Origin of the sequence: Gracilimonas sp., assembly GCF_014762685.1 — a bacterium.
Classification (GTDB): domain Bacteria; phylum Bacteroidota; class Rhodothermia; order Balneolales; family Balneolaceae; genus Gracilimonas.
The window spans coordinates 1,797,631-1,813,860 of sequence record NZ_JABURM010000005.1 but is presented as its reverse complement, the minus strand read 5'-3'; the positions used below and the strand labels follow the sequence as shown (position 1 = coordinate 1,813,860).

The 16,230-nt window shown below is 41.8% G+C and carries 14 protein-coding genes and 1 riboswitch; of the genes, 1 reads left to right on the top strand and 13 read right to left on the bottom strand.

Going from position 1 to position 16,230, the window contains the following annotated elements; translation table 11 throughout:
* Positions 1 to 57 precede the first annotated feature (57 nt).
* From murD to HUJ22_RS08185, 8 genes are all read right to left on the bottom strand, one after another.
* Entirely contained in the window at positions 58 to 1,413 is a 1,356-nt protein-coding gene (murD, locus tag HUJ22_RS08220) for a UDP-N-acetylmuramoyl-L-alanine--D-glutamate ligase (RefSeq protein WP_290876082.1), read from the bottom strand.
* Positions 1,410 to 2,546: a phospho-N-acetylmuramoyl-pentapeptide-transferase gene (gene mraY / locus HUJ22_RS08215; RefSeq protein WP_290876080.1), complete on the bottom strand. Its 1,137-nt coding sequence runs from the start codon at positions 2,544 to 2,546 to the stop codon at positions 1,410 to 1,412. The genes murD and mraY overlap by 4 nt, the downstream gene beginning before the upstream one ends.
* The gene (locus HUJ22_RS08210; protein ID WP_290876078.1) at positions 2,546 to 4,003 is read right to left on the bottom strand and encodes a UDP-N-acetylmuramoyl-L-alanyl-D-glutamate--2,6-diaminopimelate ligase; all 1,458 of its coding nucleotides are present in this window, start codon (positions 4,001 to 4,003) and stop codon (positions 2,546 to 2,548) included. Before HUJ22_RS08210 ends, mraY begins: the two co-directional genes overlap by 1 nt.
* Complete coding sequence (locus HUJ22_RS08205; RefSeq protein ID WP_290876076.1) at positions 4,004 to 6,175, bottom strand: penicillin-binding transpeptidase domain-containing protein; 2,172 nt, start codon at positions 6,173 to 6,175, stop codon at positions 4,004 to 4,006.
* A gap of 3 nt (positions 6,176 to 6,178) precedes the next feature.
* A complete protein-coding gene (locus HUJ22_RS08200) occupies positions 6,179 to 6,589 on the bottom strand; it encodes a hypothetical protein (RefSeq protein WP_290876074.1) in 411 nt (136 codons plus the stop codon).
* Positions 6,586 to 7,539: a 16S rRNA (cytosine(1402)-N(4))-methyltransferase RsmH gene (gene rsmH, locus HUJ22_RS08195; RefSeq protein ID WP_290876072.1), complete on the bottom strand. Its 954-nt coding sequence runs from the start codon at positions 7,537 to 7,539 to the stop codon at positions 6,586 to 6,588. The genes HUJ22_RS08200 and rsmH overlap by 4 nt, the downstream gene beginning before the upstream one ends.
* Positions 7,514 to 7,981 carry a division/cell wall cluster transcriptional repressor MraZ gene (gene mraZ / locus HUJ22_RS08190; RefSeq protein WP_290876070.1) on the bottom strand — a complete coding sequence of 156 codons (468 nt, stop codon included), beginning with the start codon at positions 7,979 to 7,981 and terminating at the stop codon, positions 7,514 to 7,516. Before mraZ ends, rsmH begins: the two co-directional genes overlap by 26 nt.
* A gap of 329 nt (positions 7,982 to 8,310) precedes the next feature.
* Positions 8,311 to 9,447: a P1 family peptidase gene (locus tag HUJ22_RS08185; protein WP_366871022.1), complete on the bottom strand. Its 1,137-nt coding sequence runs from the start codon at positions 9,445 to 9,447 to the stop codon at positions 8,311 to 8,313.
* Positions 9,448 to 9,507: 60 nt separating this feature from the next.
* Between HUJ22_RS08185 and HUJ22_RS08180 the strand changes: the two genes are divergently transcribed.
* Positions 9,508 to 10,179 (top strand): transposase, encoded by a 672-nt coding sequence (locus tag HUJ22_RS08180; RefSeq protein ID WP_290876066.1) that lies wholly within the window; start codon positions 9,508 to 9,510, stop codon positions 10,177 to 10,179.
* Between the two features lie 35 nt (positions 10,180 to 10,214).
* Here the strand turns inward: HUJ22_RS08180 and HUJ22_RS08175 are convergent, their stop codons facing one another.
* The 5 genes from HUJ22_RS08175 to era all read right to left on the bottom strand — a co-directional run bounded on the left by HUJ22_RS08175 (position 10,215) and on the right by era (position 16,217).
* Positions 10,215 to 11,303 carry a hypothetical protein gene (locus tag HUJ22_RS08175; RefSeq protein WP_290876064.1) on the bottom strand — a complete coding sequence of 363 codons (1,089 nt, stop codon included), beginning with the start codon at positions 11,301 to 11,303 and terminating at the stop codon, positions 10,215 to 10,217.
* On the bottom strand, positions 11,300 to 12,343 hold the full coding sequence (metX, locus tag HUJ22_RS08170) for a homoserine O-acetyltransferase (protein ID WP_290876062.1): 1,044 nt from the start codon (positions 12,341 to 12,343) through the stop codon (positions 11,300 to 11,302). Before metX ends, HUJ22_RS08175 begins: the two co-directional genes overlap by 4 nt.
* A 56-nt stretch (positions 12,344 to 12,399) precedes the next feature.
* On the bottom strand, positions 12,400 to 12,936 hold the full coding sequence (locus HUJ22_RS08165; protein ID WP_290876060.1) for an OsmC family protein: 537 nt from the start codon (positions 12,934 to 12,936) through the stop codon (positions 12,400 to 12,402).
* Positions 12,937 to 13,050: 114 nt separating this feature from the next.
* A complete protein-coding gene (locus tag HUJ22_RS08160) occupies positions 13,051 to 14,379 on the bottom strand; it encodes an O-acetylhomoserine aminocarboxypropyltransferase/cysteine synthase family protein (protein WP_290876058.1) in 1,329 nt (442 codons plus the stop codon).
* Between the two features lie 151 nt (positions 14,380 to 14,530).
* Positions 14,531 to 14,666: riboswitch (SAM riboswitch) on the bottom strand.
* Between the two features lie 660 nt (positions 14,667 to 15,326).
* A complete protein-coding gene (era, locus tag HUJ22_RS08155; RefSeq protein ID WP_290876056.1) occupies positions 15,327 to 16,217 on the bottom strand; it encodes a GTPase Era in 891 nt (296 codons plus the stop codon).
* Positions 16,218 to 16,230 lie beyond the last annotated feature (13 nt).

Below are 16,230 nucleotides of genomic sequence, written 5' to 3'. Positions count from 1 at the left end.
TCAAATCTCAAATTTCACATGCCAAAATTTTGGTCATTGGGGCCTGGATATTGGGGTTTATAATTTATCTACTTCTTCTTTGAAAATTTTTCCACGGTGTTCATAGCTGTCGAACATGTCAAAAGAAGCACAAGCGGGGCTTAATAAAACTACTTCGCCACGTTTGGCAACTTTTTGGGCTGCACGTACGGCTCCACCCATTGTTTCTACTTTCACAAAATTCGGAGCTGCTTTCCCAAGCTGGGCTTCTACCCGTTCTTTGGATTCTCCAATCGCAATAATAGTGTGAACTTTTTCCCGAATCTGAGGTTCCAGTTCGCTGTAATCATTTCCCTTGTCGCGACCGCCTAAAATCAAAGTTACAGGAACGTGAAAACTGTCCAGTGCAAACCAAACTGCGTTTACGTTGGTCGCTTTACTGTCGTTTATATATTTCACGCCATCCACTTCACGGGCCAATTCAAGCCGATGTTCTACACCTGTAAATGAACGCAGACTTTCACGAATGGCTTCATTCTTAATTTCGGCAGCACGGGCTGCCAATGCTGTGGCAAGGCCATTACTTAAGTTGTGCCGGCCACGTAATCCTATTTCTTCTACTGGCATAAGGGTTTCTTCTTTATTGTTGAATTTGAAGATGATATGATTGTTGCGTACAAATGCTCCTTCGGATACTTCGTTTTCATTGGAAAAAGCCCATAACCGGGGAGCTGTTTGTTTTTGCTTTAACGTCTCAACATGTTTTTTGATGATTGGATCATCGTAATTAAAGATAAACCAATCATCTGCTGTCTGATTTTCTGTTATCCTGAATTTGGAAGCGGCATAGGCTTCCAAACTATTTCCATAACGATTCAAGTGATCGGGAGTGATATTTAAAATCACACTCACCGTTGGTCTGAAATTTTTGATATGATCGAGTTGGAAACTGCTGACTTCCAGAATGAAGTCACCTTTATTGGTTTCAATTTCATCAGAAAACGCCACACCAATATTTCCGGCGAGGGCATGATCACGGTTGGCTGTTTTCCACAAATGATCAAGCCAGTTGGCAACTGTAGTTTTACCATTACTTCCGGTTACAGCTATGATATTTTGATTTGTGAACCAGCTTGCTACTTCAATTTCGGCAAATACTTCTTTGCCATTATTTAAATAATTCTGAACAATAAGAGATTCTGTGGGTACTCCGGGACTTAAAACAATAAATTCGCCGGATTTGGCTTTTTCAGAATGCCCGTTTTCCTCGTAAGGAATACCGGCAACATTGAATTTCTGTTTTGCTTCCTCGGTAATCATTCCATAATCAGACACAAAAACATCGGCTCCTTTTTTATGAAGGAGGAGAGCAGCTGCTACACCGCTTCGCGCGGCGCCAATCACAACGATATGTTTGTTTTTTACTTCTCTCATCGGATTTTGAGTGTCAACAAGCTTAGAATTCCAAGGAGTACTGTGATAATCCAGAATCGAACCACGATTTTTTGCTCAGGCCATCCTTTTTTCTCAAAGTGATGATGAATGGGGGTCATCAGGAATACCCGCTTACCCTCGCCATATTTTCGTTTGGTGTATTTGAAATAAGTGGTTTGAATGATTACCGACAGTGTTTCAAAAAAGAAGACTCCACAAATAAAAGGGAGCAGTAATTCCTTGTGGAGCATCAGGGCTAAGGCACCAAATGCACCCCCTAATGCCAATGACCCGGTATCTCCCATAAATACAGAGGCCGGATTAGTGTTATACCATAAAAACCCAATGCATGCCCCAATTAACGAAGCACTGAAAATGGTGAGTTCGCCAACACCGGGCAGGTACATGATGTCGAGGAAGCCTGAAAAATCAACGCGCCCGGATACGTAAGCAAAAATTGCAAAGACAATTCCGCAAATTGCAGAAACGCCGGCAGCAAGCCCATCAAGTCCGTCCGTTAGGTTAGTGGCATTGCTTACGGCAGTAATTACAAAAACCGCAACGCTGAGATAAATCATCCACCCTAATGTATCACCGAAAAAGGCGTAATCGATGTTCACATTCTTTAAAAATGGAACGGTGGTTAAGGTGTTAAATGAGTCGAATTCAGGGTGAAAATAAAGTACAGCTCCTACAATCAAACCTACGGTAACTTGTCCTGCTATTTTAAACCATCCTGCCAGGCCGCTTTTGTCTTTTTTAACCACTTTAATATAATCATCGATAAATCCGACGATTCCGAGTACCAGTACTACAAATACAATCAACCAACCATAGATGCTGTCCATTTTCATCCAAAGAACAGATGGAATTATAATAGATAGGATGATTATTACACCGCCCATAGTTGGCGTTTCTCCTTTGGCAAGGTGGTGATCCAATCCAATATCATCTCTGATCACTTCTTTCAGCTGAAGCTTACTGAGCCATTGAATCATTTTTCGCCCGATAAACAAGCTAATTAGTAGTGAAGTAACTGCCGCCAATGCCGTTCGGGTAGAGATGAATGCAACGGCTCCTGTTCCGGGAACATCATAAACCGTATCAAGCCAGGTAAATAGTTCGTGTAACATCAGTTTCCTCCGGCTTTTACGGTGAGAAACTCGCGGGCTATTTCACGGTCGTCAAAAGGATGGCGTTCGCCGTTTACTTCCTGATAATCTTCGTGACCTTTTCCAGCAATCAGTATGATTTCATTTCCTGTTGCGTCAGAAATAGCTTTTTCGATAGCCTCCTTTCGGTTTGTGATGCTTTTCACATTATCTAAATTTTCAAAACCCTCTAAAATGTCGGCAATTATCAAATCAGGATTCTCAGAGCGGGGGTTATCACTGGTTACAATAATTTTATCGGCATATTCTTCGGCGACTTTTGCCATTTCAGGGCGTTTGGAAGTATCCCGATCACCGCCGGCTCCAAATATTACGGTTAATTTCTGCTCGGCATCTTTAACGGCTGAAAGGGTTGAAAGCACATTTTGCAGGGCATCGGGAGTATGAGCATAGTCCACAATAATTAGTGGAAGGTGATCTGCGTCAATACTAACCGGTTCCATACGTCCGGCGGCACCTTTAGCGTTGCTCAACGCGTTGGCGATATCCCGAGGGCTCAAACCGATAGCTTTACATATCAGGAAGGCTAATCCAATATTATAAGCATTAAATTTACCAACTAAGGGACTTTCGATCTTTTCTCCTTCAACGATCACGGAAATACCCCGTGCTGAGTTTTGTAAGACATAAGCTGTATCATTATTGAAACTCAGAAAAAATTGCTTTGCTTTGCAGTCTTTGAGCATCTCTGAGCCAAACTTGTCGTCCATATTGACCACGGCTGTAGAACTTTCCGGGAGCTGATCAAAAAGTAGTTTTTTAGCTTTAGCGTATTCTTCCAGCGTTTCGTGATAGTCAAGATGGTCGTGACTCAAATTTGTGAAGGCAGCCACTTGAAAATTAAAACCGGCAGTGCGATGCTGATGCAATGCATGTGAGGAAACCTCCATTACCAAATATTCAGAACCTGCCTCAACCATGGTTTTCATATCGCTGGCAAGTTCAATTGGATCAGCTGTGGTTAGTTTGCTGTCAAATTCATTGTCTAAAATTCGCTTACTAACGGTTCCCAGAAGAGAGGCTTTATAATTGCATGTGCTTAAAACTTGATAGACAAGCGTAGCGGTAGTTGTTTTTCCATTGGTTCCGGTAATTCCAATAATTTTTAATTTCTCGGCGGGATTTCCAGCAAAAGCTTGTGCAATAGGCCCGGCTAATTTTCTTGTGTCCTCAACTTCGATCACACAAATATCATCTTCTGTATAAAAAGATTCTTCACAGATAATTACTTTGGCTCCCCGACTAATTGCATCTTCTAAAAACATATGCCCGTCAACCTGAGTACCACTAATTGCAATGAAGGTGGAGTTCTCCTGTACTTCACGAGAATCGATCGCGAAAGACACCAGCTCAACGTCAATATCTGCGTTAGTGACGTGTAGCGGATTGCAAATTTCTATTAGTTTATCGAGGGTCACTTATCGATCACTGGCTTGGGTTAGTATTTCTAATGATTTTGCTTTGCCGCGAATGGTAACGGGATAACCTTTTCGGAGCCATTCACCGGATTTTGGAAACTGTGCAAAAATGGTTCCTGATCCAATAATTTCGGTTTGCAAGCCCAATTCAGTCAAAAGTGATGTAGCTTGCCGCATGTTCATTCCCTTTAAGTCAGGGATTTCAGCATAACCATCTCGTGCTTTTGCACTGTCAGAAGCTGCGTAAGTTTCCGATAATGTGAGTGAAATTTCTTCAATTCTTTGCAACTCCGTTCCTGCTTCCGGCGATTGCTCTATGACATAACCTGATTTTCCGTTCATGGAAAATGGCAGGTTCAAATTGGTTAACAAAAGTTCTGCCTGTTGCTCTGATAGTCCTTTTAGAAATGGAACTTGCACCAATTGGGGTGCCGGGTTCTGATCCTTTTTCATGTTGCGCTGGATATCATTATCGAGACCGGCAATGCGCATGGCTATATTTTTGAAAATAGGGCCGGCTGTAACACCTCCATAACCACTGGTTTTGGGTTCATCTAAAAGAATGAAGCAAACATATTTGGGATCTTCTACCGGAAAGAATCCCACAAAAGAACTACGATAATTATTGGTGTAACGGCCATCTACAACTTTTTTAGCCGTTCCTGTTTTGCCGGCAATACGAAGGCCATCAACTTGTGCAAGATCTCCGGTTCCGGAGTCAGTTACTACACTTTCAAAAACAGGCAGCAATTTATTTAAGGTTGATCTTTTAGCTACCTGCCGAATCTTATTCGGTTTGTGCTCTTTAATAATACTTCCATTTTTATCCTCTATTCTTTCCACCAAATAAGGACGCATCATAACTCCATTATTTGCAAATGCTGCATAGGCCTGAGTTATTTGAAGAGGAGTAGTTTGAATTTCATAACCGTGAGACATCCACGGGAGGGTTACTAAACTCCAATCATAGGGCTTGGCCAAACGTCCCGGCACTTCACCGATTAAATCAATATTTGTATCGGTGCCAAAGCCCATATTTCTGGCGTATTGATAAAAAACCTGTGCTTCCATTCTCATGGCAATTTCGGCCATCGCTACATTTGATGACTTCTGAATGACTTCCTGAAAAGTTAAATCACCTAATGGATTATGGTCACGAAGAATTAAGTCATGGATGATTACTTCACCGTTTTCCGGTGTTTCAAAAACTTCCCCAAATTCTACAACTCCTTGCTCTACAGCTGCAATAGCAGTTACAAGTTTGAAGGTAGAACCGGGTTCAATCATATCGGAAATGGCAAAATTTCTTCTATTTTCGTCATTTGTACTTGCCGGGAAATTAGGATCATAGGTTGGATAATTGGCCATGGCCTTAATAGCTCCGGTTTTTGGATCCATTATGATTCCGGTTCCGTAATTAGCCAAATGTTTTTCTACGCCGGCTTTGAGCTCATCTTCCAGAATTGCCTGGAGGTAGGCATCAATAGTGGTATGCAGCGAATATCCGTTTCGGGGAAGTTTTTTAGGAGCTCCGATATATTCAAAAATACGGTTAAAAGGGTCGCGCCGAACCTGACGAAGCCCATCTTCACCTTTAAGTTCTTTATTGTAATAAGCTTCAAGTCCAATCCGTCCATCGGTCTCATGGTTTACAAAACCCAAAGCATGAGACGCAAGAGAACCAAAGGTGTATTTCCTGCGATAATTCTCTTCAAGAATTACCCCTTTAATACCAAGTGCGTTAATTTCGTCTTTGACCAAAACCGATAAGTTAGTAGCCAGAACGATATAACGTGAATGGGGAGGGGCACTATTGATTTTATTTTGATAATGCGCCGCACTTTTTCCTGTTAACGAACCGAGTTTTTTGGTTAGTTGATTAACCTGCGACTGTGGAACGCCAATTTTGCCGTTTACTTCTACTTTTGGGTCAAAAGCCAGTTTGTAATCAATAGCATTTGTGGCTAACAGTGTTCCGTTTGCATCGTATATATTTCCGCGCTGGGCGGGAATGGGAATTTGATCTATGGCTTGTTTATTCCATAGCGCTCTTAATTCATCACCCTCAAAATAATTGACCCGGATAAGCTGAAACCCTAACGCGCAGGGGATGAGGAGTATTAACCCTAAAACGATAAACATTCGGCTTAATATGGCAGTACGCTCATCCATCCGTTACTCCTTTATGATGATAACTTTATCTGCCGGGCCGCCGTTAATGAATCCTTGATCCTCAGCCTTGCGGTAAATCTCTGCCGGGCCAATCATCCGATCGTAACGGAGTTTAAGTTCGTCGTATTGAGCTCTTGACCTATTATATTCAGCTTCCAGAGTTTGTACTTCTTCCAGTAAACGCTGAGTGGAAAATACATGGGTAAGATAGAGTAATCCGAAAATTCCAATGATAATACTGCCTAAAATCACTTTCCAGGGTGTTATCTTGGGGATTCCAAGTTTTCCGTTCGGTGTGGTAGAATGCTTTGCTCTTTTATTTTTCTTTGCAGAAGAAGAATTATTATCAGGCAAAGGGACTTTGCGAAGGTTAGGGCGAATATCATGCTTTTTAAGTGGGGATTGTACCATCATGATTCACCTCCGTCTATTTTTTCTGCAATCCGAAGTTTAGCGCTTCGGGCCGCAGGATTTACGGAAACCTCTTCTTTTGTGGGGATAATAACCTGTTTACTTACAGGTTTGATTGGGGATATCGGGTTTCCGTAAAAATCTTTTTCCACTTTTCCTTTAAAGTTTCCTGATTTAAAGAATCTCTTTACAATGCGATCTTCAAGAGAGTGGTATGAAATAGCTACAATACGTCCGCCGGGCTTTAAAACCTCTAATGACTGTTCCATTACATTTTCCAGCATTTCTAATTCGCGATTTACTTCAATGCGAATTCCCTGAAAAACCCGGGCTAAGGATTTAATTTCAAATCGTTTGTTTACTACAGAAGAAACCACTTTTTGGAGTTCACCGGTTGTTTCAATAGGTCGGGCTTCGATAATGGCCCGGGCAATTTTCCGGCTTTGTTTTTCTTCTCCGTAATGGAAAATTATATCACGCAGTTTTTCATAATCATATTCATTTACAACCTGGTATGCTGATACCCCGGAAAGATTTCCCATTCGCATATCTAAGGGACCGTCTTCCTGGAAGCTGAATCCTCGTTCAGGTTCTTTTATCTGGTGTGTTGAAACACCTAAATCCAAAAGGATTCCGGCTATCTGACCGTGGGTTTGGGGAGGAAGAAGAGTGGCCAGATAGCCGAAATTGCCTTTTAAAGGGATAAAACGGGAATCATCGCCAATATTAGAGGAGGCTGCTTCAAGTGCCTCATCATCCTGATCGATGCCGTATAGCCGCCCGTTTTCACCAAGATGGTTTAAAATTTCTTTGGAATGCCCACCGCCGCCGAGTGTGCCATCTATATATAGGCCATCCTTATCTGTAATAAGGGCCTCTACCGATTCATTTAATAAAACCGGGATATGTTGATGATATGTAGCCATCTCATACACCATCGGTTTCAGGATCATCTCCCATTACTTGTTCAAAAATTTCTTCAAATGCACCGTCATCGAGGTTGGCATCCGCTTCTTCAAGTTTGGCGGGATCCCATACTTCTATATATTCACCCATTCCAAGGAATACCGCTTTACCGTCAATCTCTGCATAGGTTGTAAGATCAGTGGGGAGGGCAATACGGTTTTGTTTATCCAGAGATACATCTTCGGCATATCGCAGGAAGTTTCTTTTAGCCAGGCGGCCTTTTTTGGTGAAGTTGTTAATACGGGATAGTTTCTTTTCCACATTTTCCCATTCGTCTTCGGGATATAAATAAAGACAGGGTTCTTGTCCGCGTACGACTGTGAAGCGTTCTTGTGCGGCGGGGCTGAGAGATTTGCGTAACTTCGCAGGAAAGGCGACTCGCCCTTTGTCATCTATACTATGCTCGTATTGTCCTTTAAAACTTGGCACGATATCCCTGCGGTGATTTAGATTGCTATATATAAGGTGGAAGAGATAAGTCCCCACTATCTCCCACTTCACCCCACAATGTACCCCAAATCACCACTATGTGTCAAGGGTTTACCCAAAGAAAGTTAAAGAAGTGATTAATCGTTGTATTTAACTGTATGAGTTAGATTTTAGTAAAACGAACATATTTCGCATATATGAGGCTATAAGGCGAATATATAAGGTAAGTGGTTGTTCCGGTGCGGGAAAAAGGCGTAAAAATTGTGCTGTGGGAGAGAGTGGGAGGATTCGTGGGAGATATACCCAAATTAACTTTAGGCTTTTAAAAGTTACTCTTCCAGCAAGTTGTATTTCTTTATTATATCCAAGACTTCATCGACAGGAAGAGCCCTTTGCGTATGCCCGCGATCGCCGGTAACAGTGGTGGCCATAAATAAGGAGTTTAGAATAGCTTCTTCTGTGGCTTCAACAGCGGCCAGGAAAAGCGGAGTTGTGGCGGAGTTTTCTAATTCTGTAAATGTTTGGGTGGAGCCGGGAGAGTAAGTCTTGATCCGTACATCTTTACTTGTTGAGAAAGCGATCACATAATCGCCGCTACCATTTGAGGCAAATCCGCCTACCCGTGCAATACCTAAAAAGGCCCGTTTTGCTAATCGCTTTAAATTTCGGGAAAGCAAAGGAGCATCTGTTGCCACAATCATCATTACAGAACCATCCACATCATAAGGAACATCGCTTGCCATGTAATGATTTTCAAGTTCTTCACCAACGGGTGCACCATTTATAGTAAGGACTCCGCCAAAATTGGATTGAACCAAAACACCTACGGTATATCCGCCATGCTCTTCGGGAAGAGTTCGGGACGAAGTTCCAATTCCTCCTTTGAATCCCAGCGCTGAAGTACCGGTTCCGGCACCCACACTGCCTTCTTCAACAGGACCACTTTTGGCATTTTCTATAGCATCAAAAACATGCTCAATTTTTACATGTCGCCCACGAATATCATTCAGCCATCCATCATTGGTTTCTCCTACAACAGGATTTACTGATCGTACATGTTCATTTCCGGCCTGCCGAAGAACATACTCTGTTATTCCATTGGCCACCGTATGGATGCTAAGAGTGTTTGTCAACCCAATTGGTGTTTCAAGTTCTCCCAGTTCCTGAACCTGGGTAAAACCTAATGCCTTGCCAAATCCATTTCCAACATATACCGCTGCGGGGACACGGGATTTGAATAAATCTCCATCATGAGGAAAGATCATGGTAACCCCTGTTCTGATATTATTTCCTTCTATAATGGTGCGATGACCAACTTTAACTCCTTCTACATCGGTGATGGCATTTAGAGATCCCGGGGTTAGAATTCCGGGTTTGATGCCAAGATCACGAGCCCGTTGTCGATCCTGGGAATAGATGGTTTGAAGGGATAGAATGGATATTAGTAATAAAAGGGAAAGCCTCATGATATTGCACATAAATCAAATTCTGTTATTTTAGAATAAGTTCGGTTCAAATTAAGAGACATGCAAAATAAGGGGTATAAGAAATACAGGTCAGAAACAGTTCGATTAAAATCTTGGGATTATGGATGGAATGGGGTCTATTTTGTAACGATTTGTATGCAAAATCGGGAATGTTTTTTTGGAAAGGTGGTTGGTATATCAATTGATGATGGTACCTATATCATAGAGAGGCAAGATTTTGCGTCTCTATATTCAAATTCATCAATGGGAGATAATTCTGGTAGAAATCGAAAAATGCAATTATCCGAAATTGGTAAAATTGCAGAAACCTGTTGGATGGATACCCCGGAACATTTCCCGTTTGTGAAATTGGGTGAATTTATTGTTATGCCCAATCATGTTCATGGGATTATAATTATTGCCAAGGCAGATGATGCTAGAAACAAAACGGGTGCCAAACATGGTATAGAGACGCAAAACCTTGCGTCTCTAAGACCAGGCAACCAAAACCCATTAAATGAATTTGGTCCTCAATCACGAAATTTGGCATCCATTATTCGAGGTTTTAAAATCGGGGTGACAAAAAGAGCACGCAAAATTCAGCCTGATTTCAAATGGCAGTCGAGGTATTATGATCATATCGTAAGAGATAGAAAATCATTTAATACAATATCAGAATACATTCGTAACAACCCGGTTAAATGGGCAACTGACAAATATCACGTTCGATAATAAATTCAAAATCCTGAATTTTTCATTTGAATTCCTCAAATCAACCCACCAATATCAATAATATCCCCCAAAACACCGGCAGCGGTTACTTCTTTTCCGGCTCCGGGACCTTGTATTACTATGGGAGAGGTTGCATATCTTTTGGTGTAAATTTGAATCAGGTTATCGGTTCCTTTTAGTCCACCGATGGGAGAGTCAGCTTTCACTTCTTCAATCCCAACTGAAATACCATCCGGAGTAAATTTACCGACATATCTAAGTTTTCGATTATTTACCATAGCCTGAGAGTTCCTGCTTTTCCAATGCCCGTCATATTCCGGTAATTGCTTAAGGAATTCCTCGGTGGAAAGAGAGATTAGCTTTTCAGGAACCAAAGTATCTACCCGGATTTGATCGCGTTCGAATTTATACCCGCTTGCGCGTGCCAAAATCAGGAATTTACGGGCTACATCCTCGCCGGATAAATCATCGCGGGGATCGGGTTCCGAATAACCATCTTTCTTCGCTTTCAGAACGGCTTCGCTAAAGGGGGTTCCGTTTTGAAGCTGGGTAAACAAAAAAGTCATCGTTCCGGAGGCCACCCCCGAAATTTCTGTGATTTCATCTCCGCTATTCAACAATGTTTTTAAAGTGCTGATCACAGGCAAGCCGGCTCCGACAGCTGTTTCATATCGGTATTGAGCTTTACCGGTATTGTTCGCTTTAATCAGGTGATCAAAATATTCCTGTCCCAAGGTGTTCGCTCTTTTACTTGGGGTTGAAATATGAACTCCGTGATTCAATAGATATTGATACTGGTGGGCTACGGTTTCACTTCCTGTTGCATCCACAAAAATTAGGTTTCCATTACTGCGCCGGATAAGCTCCTCGGGGATTTTATTCCAATCTGTTGGTGCTCCGCCAGTAATGATTAAATCTTTGGAGAATTTATTCAAATCAATATTCCATTGGGTGGTTTTGCTGTTGCAGACTCCAATTAGGTCAAGCTCAAAAAGTGGGTGATTTAAGTTCTTTATTAACCGGGTTAAGGTTCCTCCAATCGCCCCGATTCCTGCAATAAACAAGTCAATATTCTTCTTTTTAGGCTTTGGATTTGAAATAGATTTTTTTAAGGTGAGTGTCATTGTTTTGTTTTTTTAAGTGAGTTGAAAAATGAGTTGAGCTGATCATTGAGCTGTTCGAATTCGATCAAAAAGGCATCATGGCCATAGAGTGATTCTAACTCTGCGAGCTGACTGTGAGGAAGGAGGCTTGCCAATTCGCGCTGTTCTTCGATTGGATAGAGGAGGTCGCTGTCAAAGCCAACTACTAAAACGGGTTTATTTAAATTTCCAAGTACCTCCTCAAAGCTTCCTCGATCCTTGGAAACATCATGAGAATCCATTGCCCTGGAAAGAATGACGTAAGTATTTGCGTCAAAGCGCCCGGCCAGTTTTTCTCCCTGGTAATTCAGATAGGATTCTACCTGGTAGATGTTTTTTTCAGGATGAATTTCTCGTCCAAATTTCTGTTCATAATTTTCGGGTGCACGATAAGTGATCATGGCCATAGCCCGGGCGGCTGCCAGTCCTTTTGCGGGAGGATATTTAGGATCATAAAAACCATTGCTCCACTTTTCATCAGCGTAAATTGCCAGCCGCTGGGCCTCGCTGATTCCAATGGCCCAGGGAGAATGTGCCTTACCCATGGCAAATAATGCTGCGGCTTGAATTCGTTCATCCATGAGGGCAAACTCAAGTGCCGTCATTCCTCCTAAAGATCCGCCCACCACTAATTCAACTTCACTGATATCGAGTTTATCTAACAAAAGCTGATTAAAGCGGACAATGTCTCTTATCGTTATTTTAGGAAAATCAGCTTGATAAGCTTTTCCGGTTTCGGGATTAAGGCTGGTCGGCCCGGTAGAATCGTAACAACTTCCTAGAATATTTGGGCAAATAATGAAATGCTTTTCGGGATCGATGGGTTTTCCCTTTCCAAAAAGACCTCCCCACCAATTATCAGCATCGGAATTGCCGGTTAAGGCATGGCAAATGAGTACAACATTGTCTTTTTTCGAATTTAAAGTTCCCCAACTTCGATATGCTATTTGGGGATTTTTTAGCTCTAATCCTGATTCTGTAATGAAAGATTGATTTAAGCTATGTTTTATTGGTTTTGCCATTTCAAATTGTATTTGATATAAGAAGAGACGGAAAATGATTTCCGTCCCTTTTACTATTAATTGATATAGGTTAATTCTCCTGAAACCGGAACCGGATTCTGGATGATATCGAGTACCGGACAATTTGTTGTCGTGATGTCTTTTAGTTTTTGAAGTTTAACCGGGTCGGTTTCTTCAGTTTCAATAGTGGTACTATACTTTACATTAGTAAACCCGGGTCTTGATTTTGAAAGAGCAAAAAAGCCATGCAAGTCCAGGTTTCCGGATACATCTACTTTTACTGACTTTACTTCTATTCCGAGCTGACCGGCATGGGCTTTAATCACGATTTCCTGACAGGCGGCTAATGCCCCCAATACATATTCAATAGGGTTTGGCCCTTCATTTTGGCCGCCTAAATTTTCCGGTTCATCCGAAATGAATTCGAATTTACGCGCATTAATTTTAGAGTGAAATCCGTGCTTCAATTCAGAGGTAATTGTAAAAGTAGCATCAGCATTTTCGGGTTTATTTTTTACCGCATTAATAACACCGGCGATGGCCTCATGCAGTTTTTTTTCATTTTGTGGTTTTGTAGTTGTTTGAGTACTCATAGTATGTGTATTTTTATAGTTCGAATGATTGTTTACAGAGTTTCTGTAAACGGTTTTTTAAAAAGAGGGAGCGAGGCCTAAACTCGCTCCCTTTTGTTTTTGAGTAGTGGACGATTAGGCAGTTACTTTTATTTTGGCAAAGGCTTTTTCGAAATCTTCAATAATATCATCAATATGTTCGATGCCAACTGATACCCGAACAAGGTCACCTTTCACACCGCTGGCTTGCTGTTCGGATTCAGTAAGTTGCTGGTGGGTGGTAGATGCCGGGTGTATGACCAGTGTTTTGGCATCGCCTACATTCGCTAAGTGACTGGAAACCTCTACATTTTCGATGAATTCACGGGCTGCGTCATATCCGCCTTTCACACCGAAAGTGAAGGTGGAACCGAAGTGTCCCTTTTTCAGATATTTCTTAGCCCGCTCGTGATAATCATGTTCGGGTAAGCCTGTGAAATTAATCCACTCAATGGCATCATGATCTTTCAGCCAGTTAGCTAATTTAAGGGCATTTTCATTGTGGCGTTCAATCCTGAGAGAGAGTGTCTCCAATCCTTGCAATAACAGGAAACTGTTAAATGGGGATTGTGAGGGGCCGAAATCACGCAGCCCTTCAACCCGTGCACGAATGGCAAAAGCAATGTTTCCAAACGGCCCGTCTTCTCCGAATACTTCCCAGAAATTCAGTCCGTGATAAGAAGGAGAAGGTTCACTGAAACCGGGATACTTTCCATTGCCCCAATTGAAATTTCCGCCGTCTACAATCACTCCTCCAATTGATGTTCCGTGCCCGCCAATCCATTTGGTGGCCGATGCGGTTACTACATTTGCGCCATGTTTCAGGGGTTGAACTAAAGCCCCGCCGGCTCCGAAGGTGTTATCTACTACAAGGGCGATACCGTATTTTTCACCCAATGCAGAGAGACCTTCAAAATCAGCAACATTACCCCGCGGATTTCCGATGGATTCCACATAAATGGCCTTGGTGTTTTCATCTATATGCTTTTCGAAGGCTTCCACGGTGTCTTCTTCAGCAAAGTTGACATCAATGCCCAATCGGGGTAATGAAACTTTGAACTGATTGTAGGTTCCTCCATAGAGGTTTTGAGTAGAAACGATGTTATCTCCGGCTTGAGCCAAGTTGGTAATGGCCAAAAATTGCGCTGCCTGACCTGAAGCTGTAGCTACCGCTGCAACTCCACCTTCAAGTGCAGCAAGACGTTTTTCGAAAACATCGTTAGTGGGATTCATGATCCGGGTGTAGATGTTCCCAAATTCACGCAGGGCAAAGAGGTTGGCGGCGTGTTCGGTATTATCAAAATTATAAGAAGTGGTTTGGTAGATGGGAACCGCCCGTGATCCGGTTGCGGAATCAGGTTCCTGTCCTGCATGAAGCTGCAGGGTTTCAAATTTTAAGTCTCGTTTTTCTTTTTCGTTGCTCATGATAATTGGGTTTTTGTAAGTGTTATTTATTTGTTGTTGAATCTTCGAAACTGATGATTCTCCTCTGCGAGACTTTATTTGAGCAAACAAAAAAAGCCTCTTTCAGAGATGAATCCGAAAGAGGCTTTTCTTACAAAACCGGGTCTTATCGAACTCATCTTTTTCCTGCACATAACAAGTTATGTGCGGAACAGGATGTGGCACCTTTTTCAGCACATAAGCATTTATGTGCTGAACGGTTGCCAAGGCTTCACAGGACCTGATCCCTCCACCTTTCGTAATGAGAATGCAACAGTATGTTTAAAGAACAATAGAAATTAATATCCAATAAAAAAGCCCTTTTGAGTTGCATTCAAAAGGGCTTGTCTAAAATCGTTTATTTATACCATAGCCCTTATGTCTGCGCTTTGCACATATACATGCAACACATGGTTGCAGAAGGGTTGGTAATATTTTGTCGGATTAATTTCATTGCGTAAAAACTACGGTGAGATTTTGGTTAGTGCAAATTAAAATTTGTGATGCTTTTAAAAAAAATTGACAGATTCGTTTTTTTTCAACATCTAAAAAGATAGCTAAGTATGAAAAATAGTCTAATTATTTTATTGCTGGTTTTGATAGGGTGTACAGGTCAAGCAGAAAAGGAAGGTGTAGATAAACAAATAATTAAAATAGATTTTGAAAAAAATAAGTAATAAGAATTCAGCATTGTCATTAAATATTTTTTCTAAGGAAGATGGATTTTTGAATAAAATTATGCTTAAAAAATTTAATAGTCATCCTGTAAATACTTTTAAAGTACTTGATTACAAAAATGGAAAACTTTTTCTAACCGATATTTCTGAGTCGCCTATTGTTGAAGTATATGAATTGAACCTAAAATTTAATCACTAATAAGTTGTTCTAGCCTATCTTGAAAAACTAACTACTTACTGGAGTTCATTCCGCTACTTCCCATAGCCCAAATTCCGAACCCAGCCTTCTTTTTCTCTCCATTTCTCCCGGACTTTCACGTGCAGCTCCAGGTACACCTGCTTGCCTATGAATTCTTCAATAGATTCCCGGGCTTTGATCCCCAGCTCTTTAATAGCTGTTCCTCCTTTTCCGATTAGCATACCTTTTTGGGATTTTTGGTTTACAATGATGTCGGCATGAATACGGTCGATGTCCACATCGGCATCATAGGAAACCACTTCAACAGTGCAGGAGTAAGGTATCTCTTGATGAAACTGCAGGAATATCTGCTCACGGATCAATTCAGAAACAAAAAACCGAACCGGATGTTCACTGAGATCTTCTTTGGGATAGAAGGGAGGCCCGGGTAACAATCCGACGCGAATTTCTTCCATCAGTTCCGGCACGCCTGTTCCTGCTGTCGCTGATACGTAATGTACCGATCGGATCTTCATTTTATCCTTAATTTCAGCAACCGATCGTTTCGCTTTTTCCTGATCGGCCACATCCATTTTATTGACCACCAGGTAGATTGGCTTATTAATGGATCGGATGAGTTCGATAACATCATCAGCGGGGTGTTTATCAGTGGGATCATGAATGAAAAGGATGAGGTCGGCATCAGAACGGGCGCGTTCCACCGTTTTCATCATGGCTTTCTGCAGTTCATACTTTGGTGAGATAACTCCCGGCGTATCCAAAAAAACGATCTGTGTATCCTCATCCGAAAAAATCCCCACAATCTGATGCCGGGTGGTTTGCGCTTTATGCGTGGTGATGGAGATCTTGGAACCCAGGATATAATTCATCAGCGTGGATTTCCCCGCATTGGGTTTTCCAATGATGGCAACGTATCCGGATTTGTGAGGTTTACTTTCAGTCATGCCATTTTTTGTA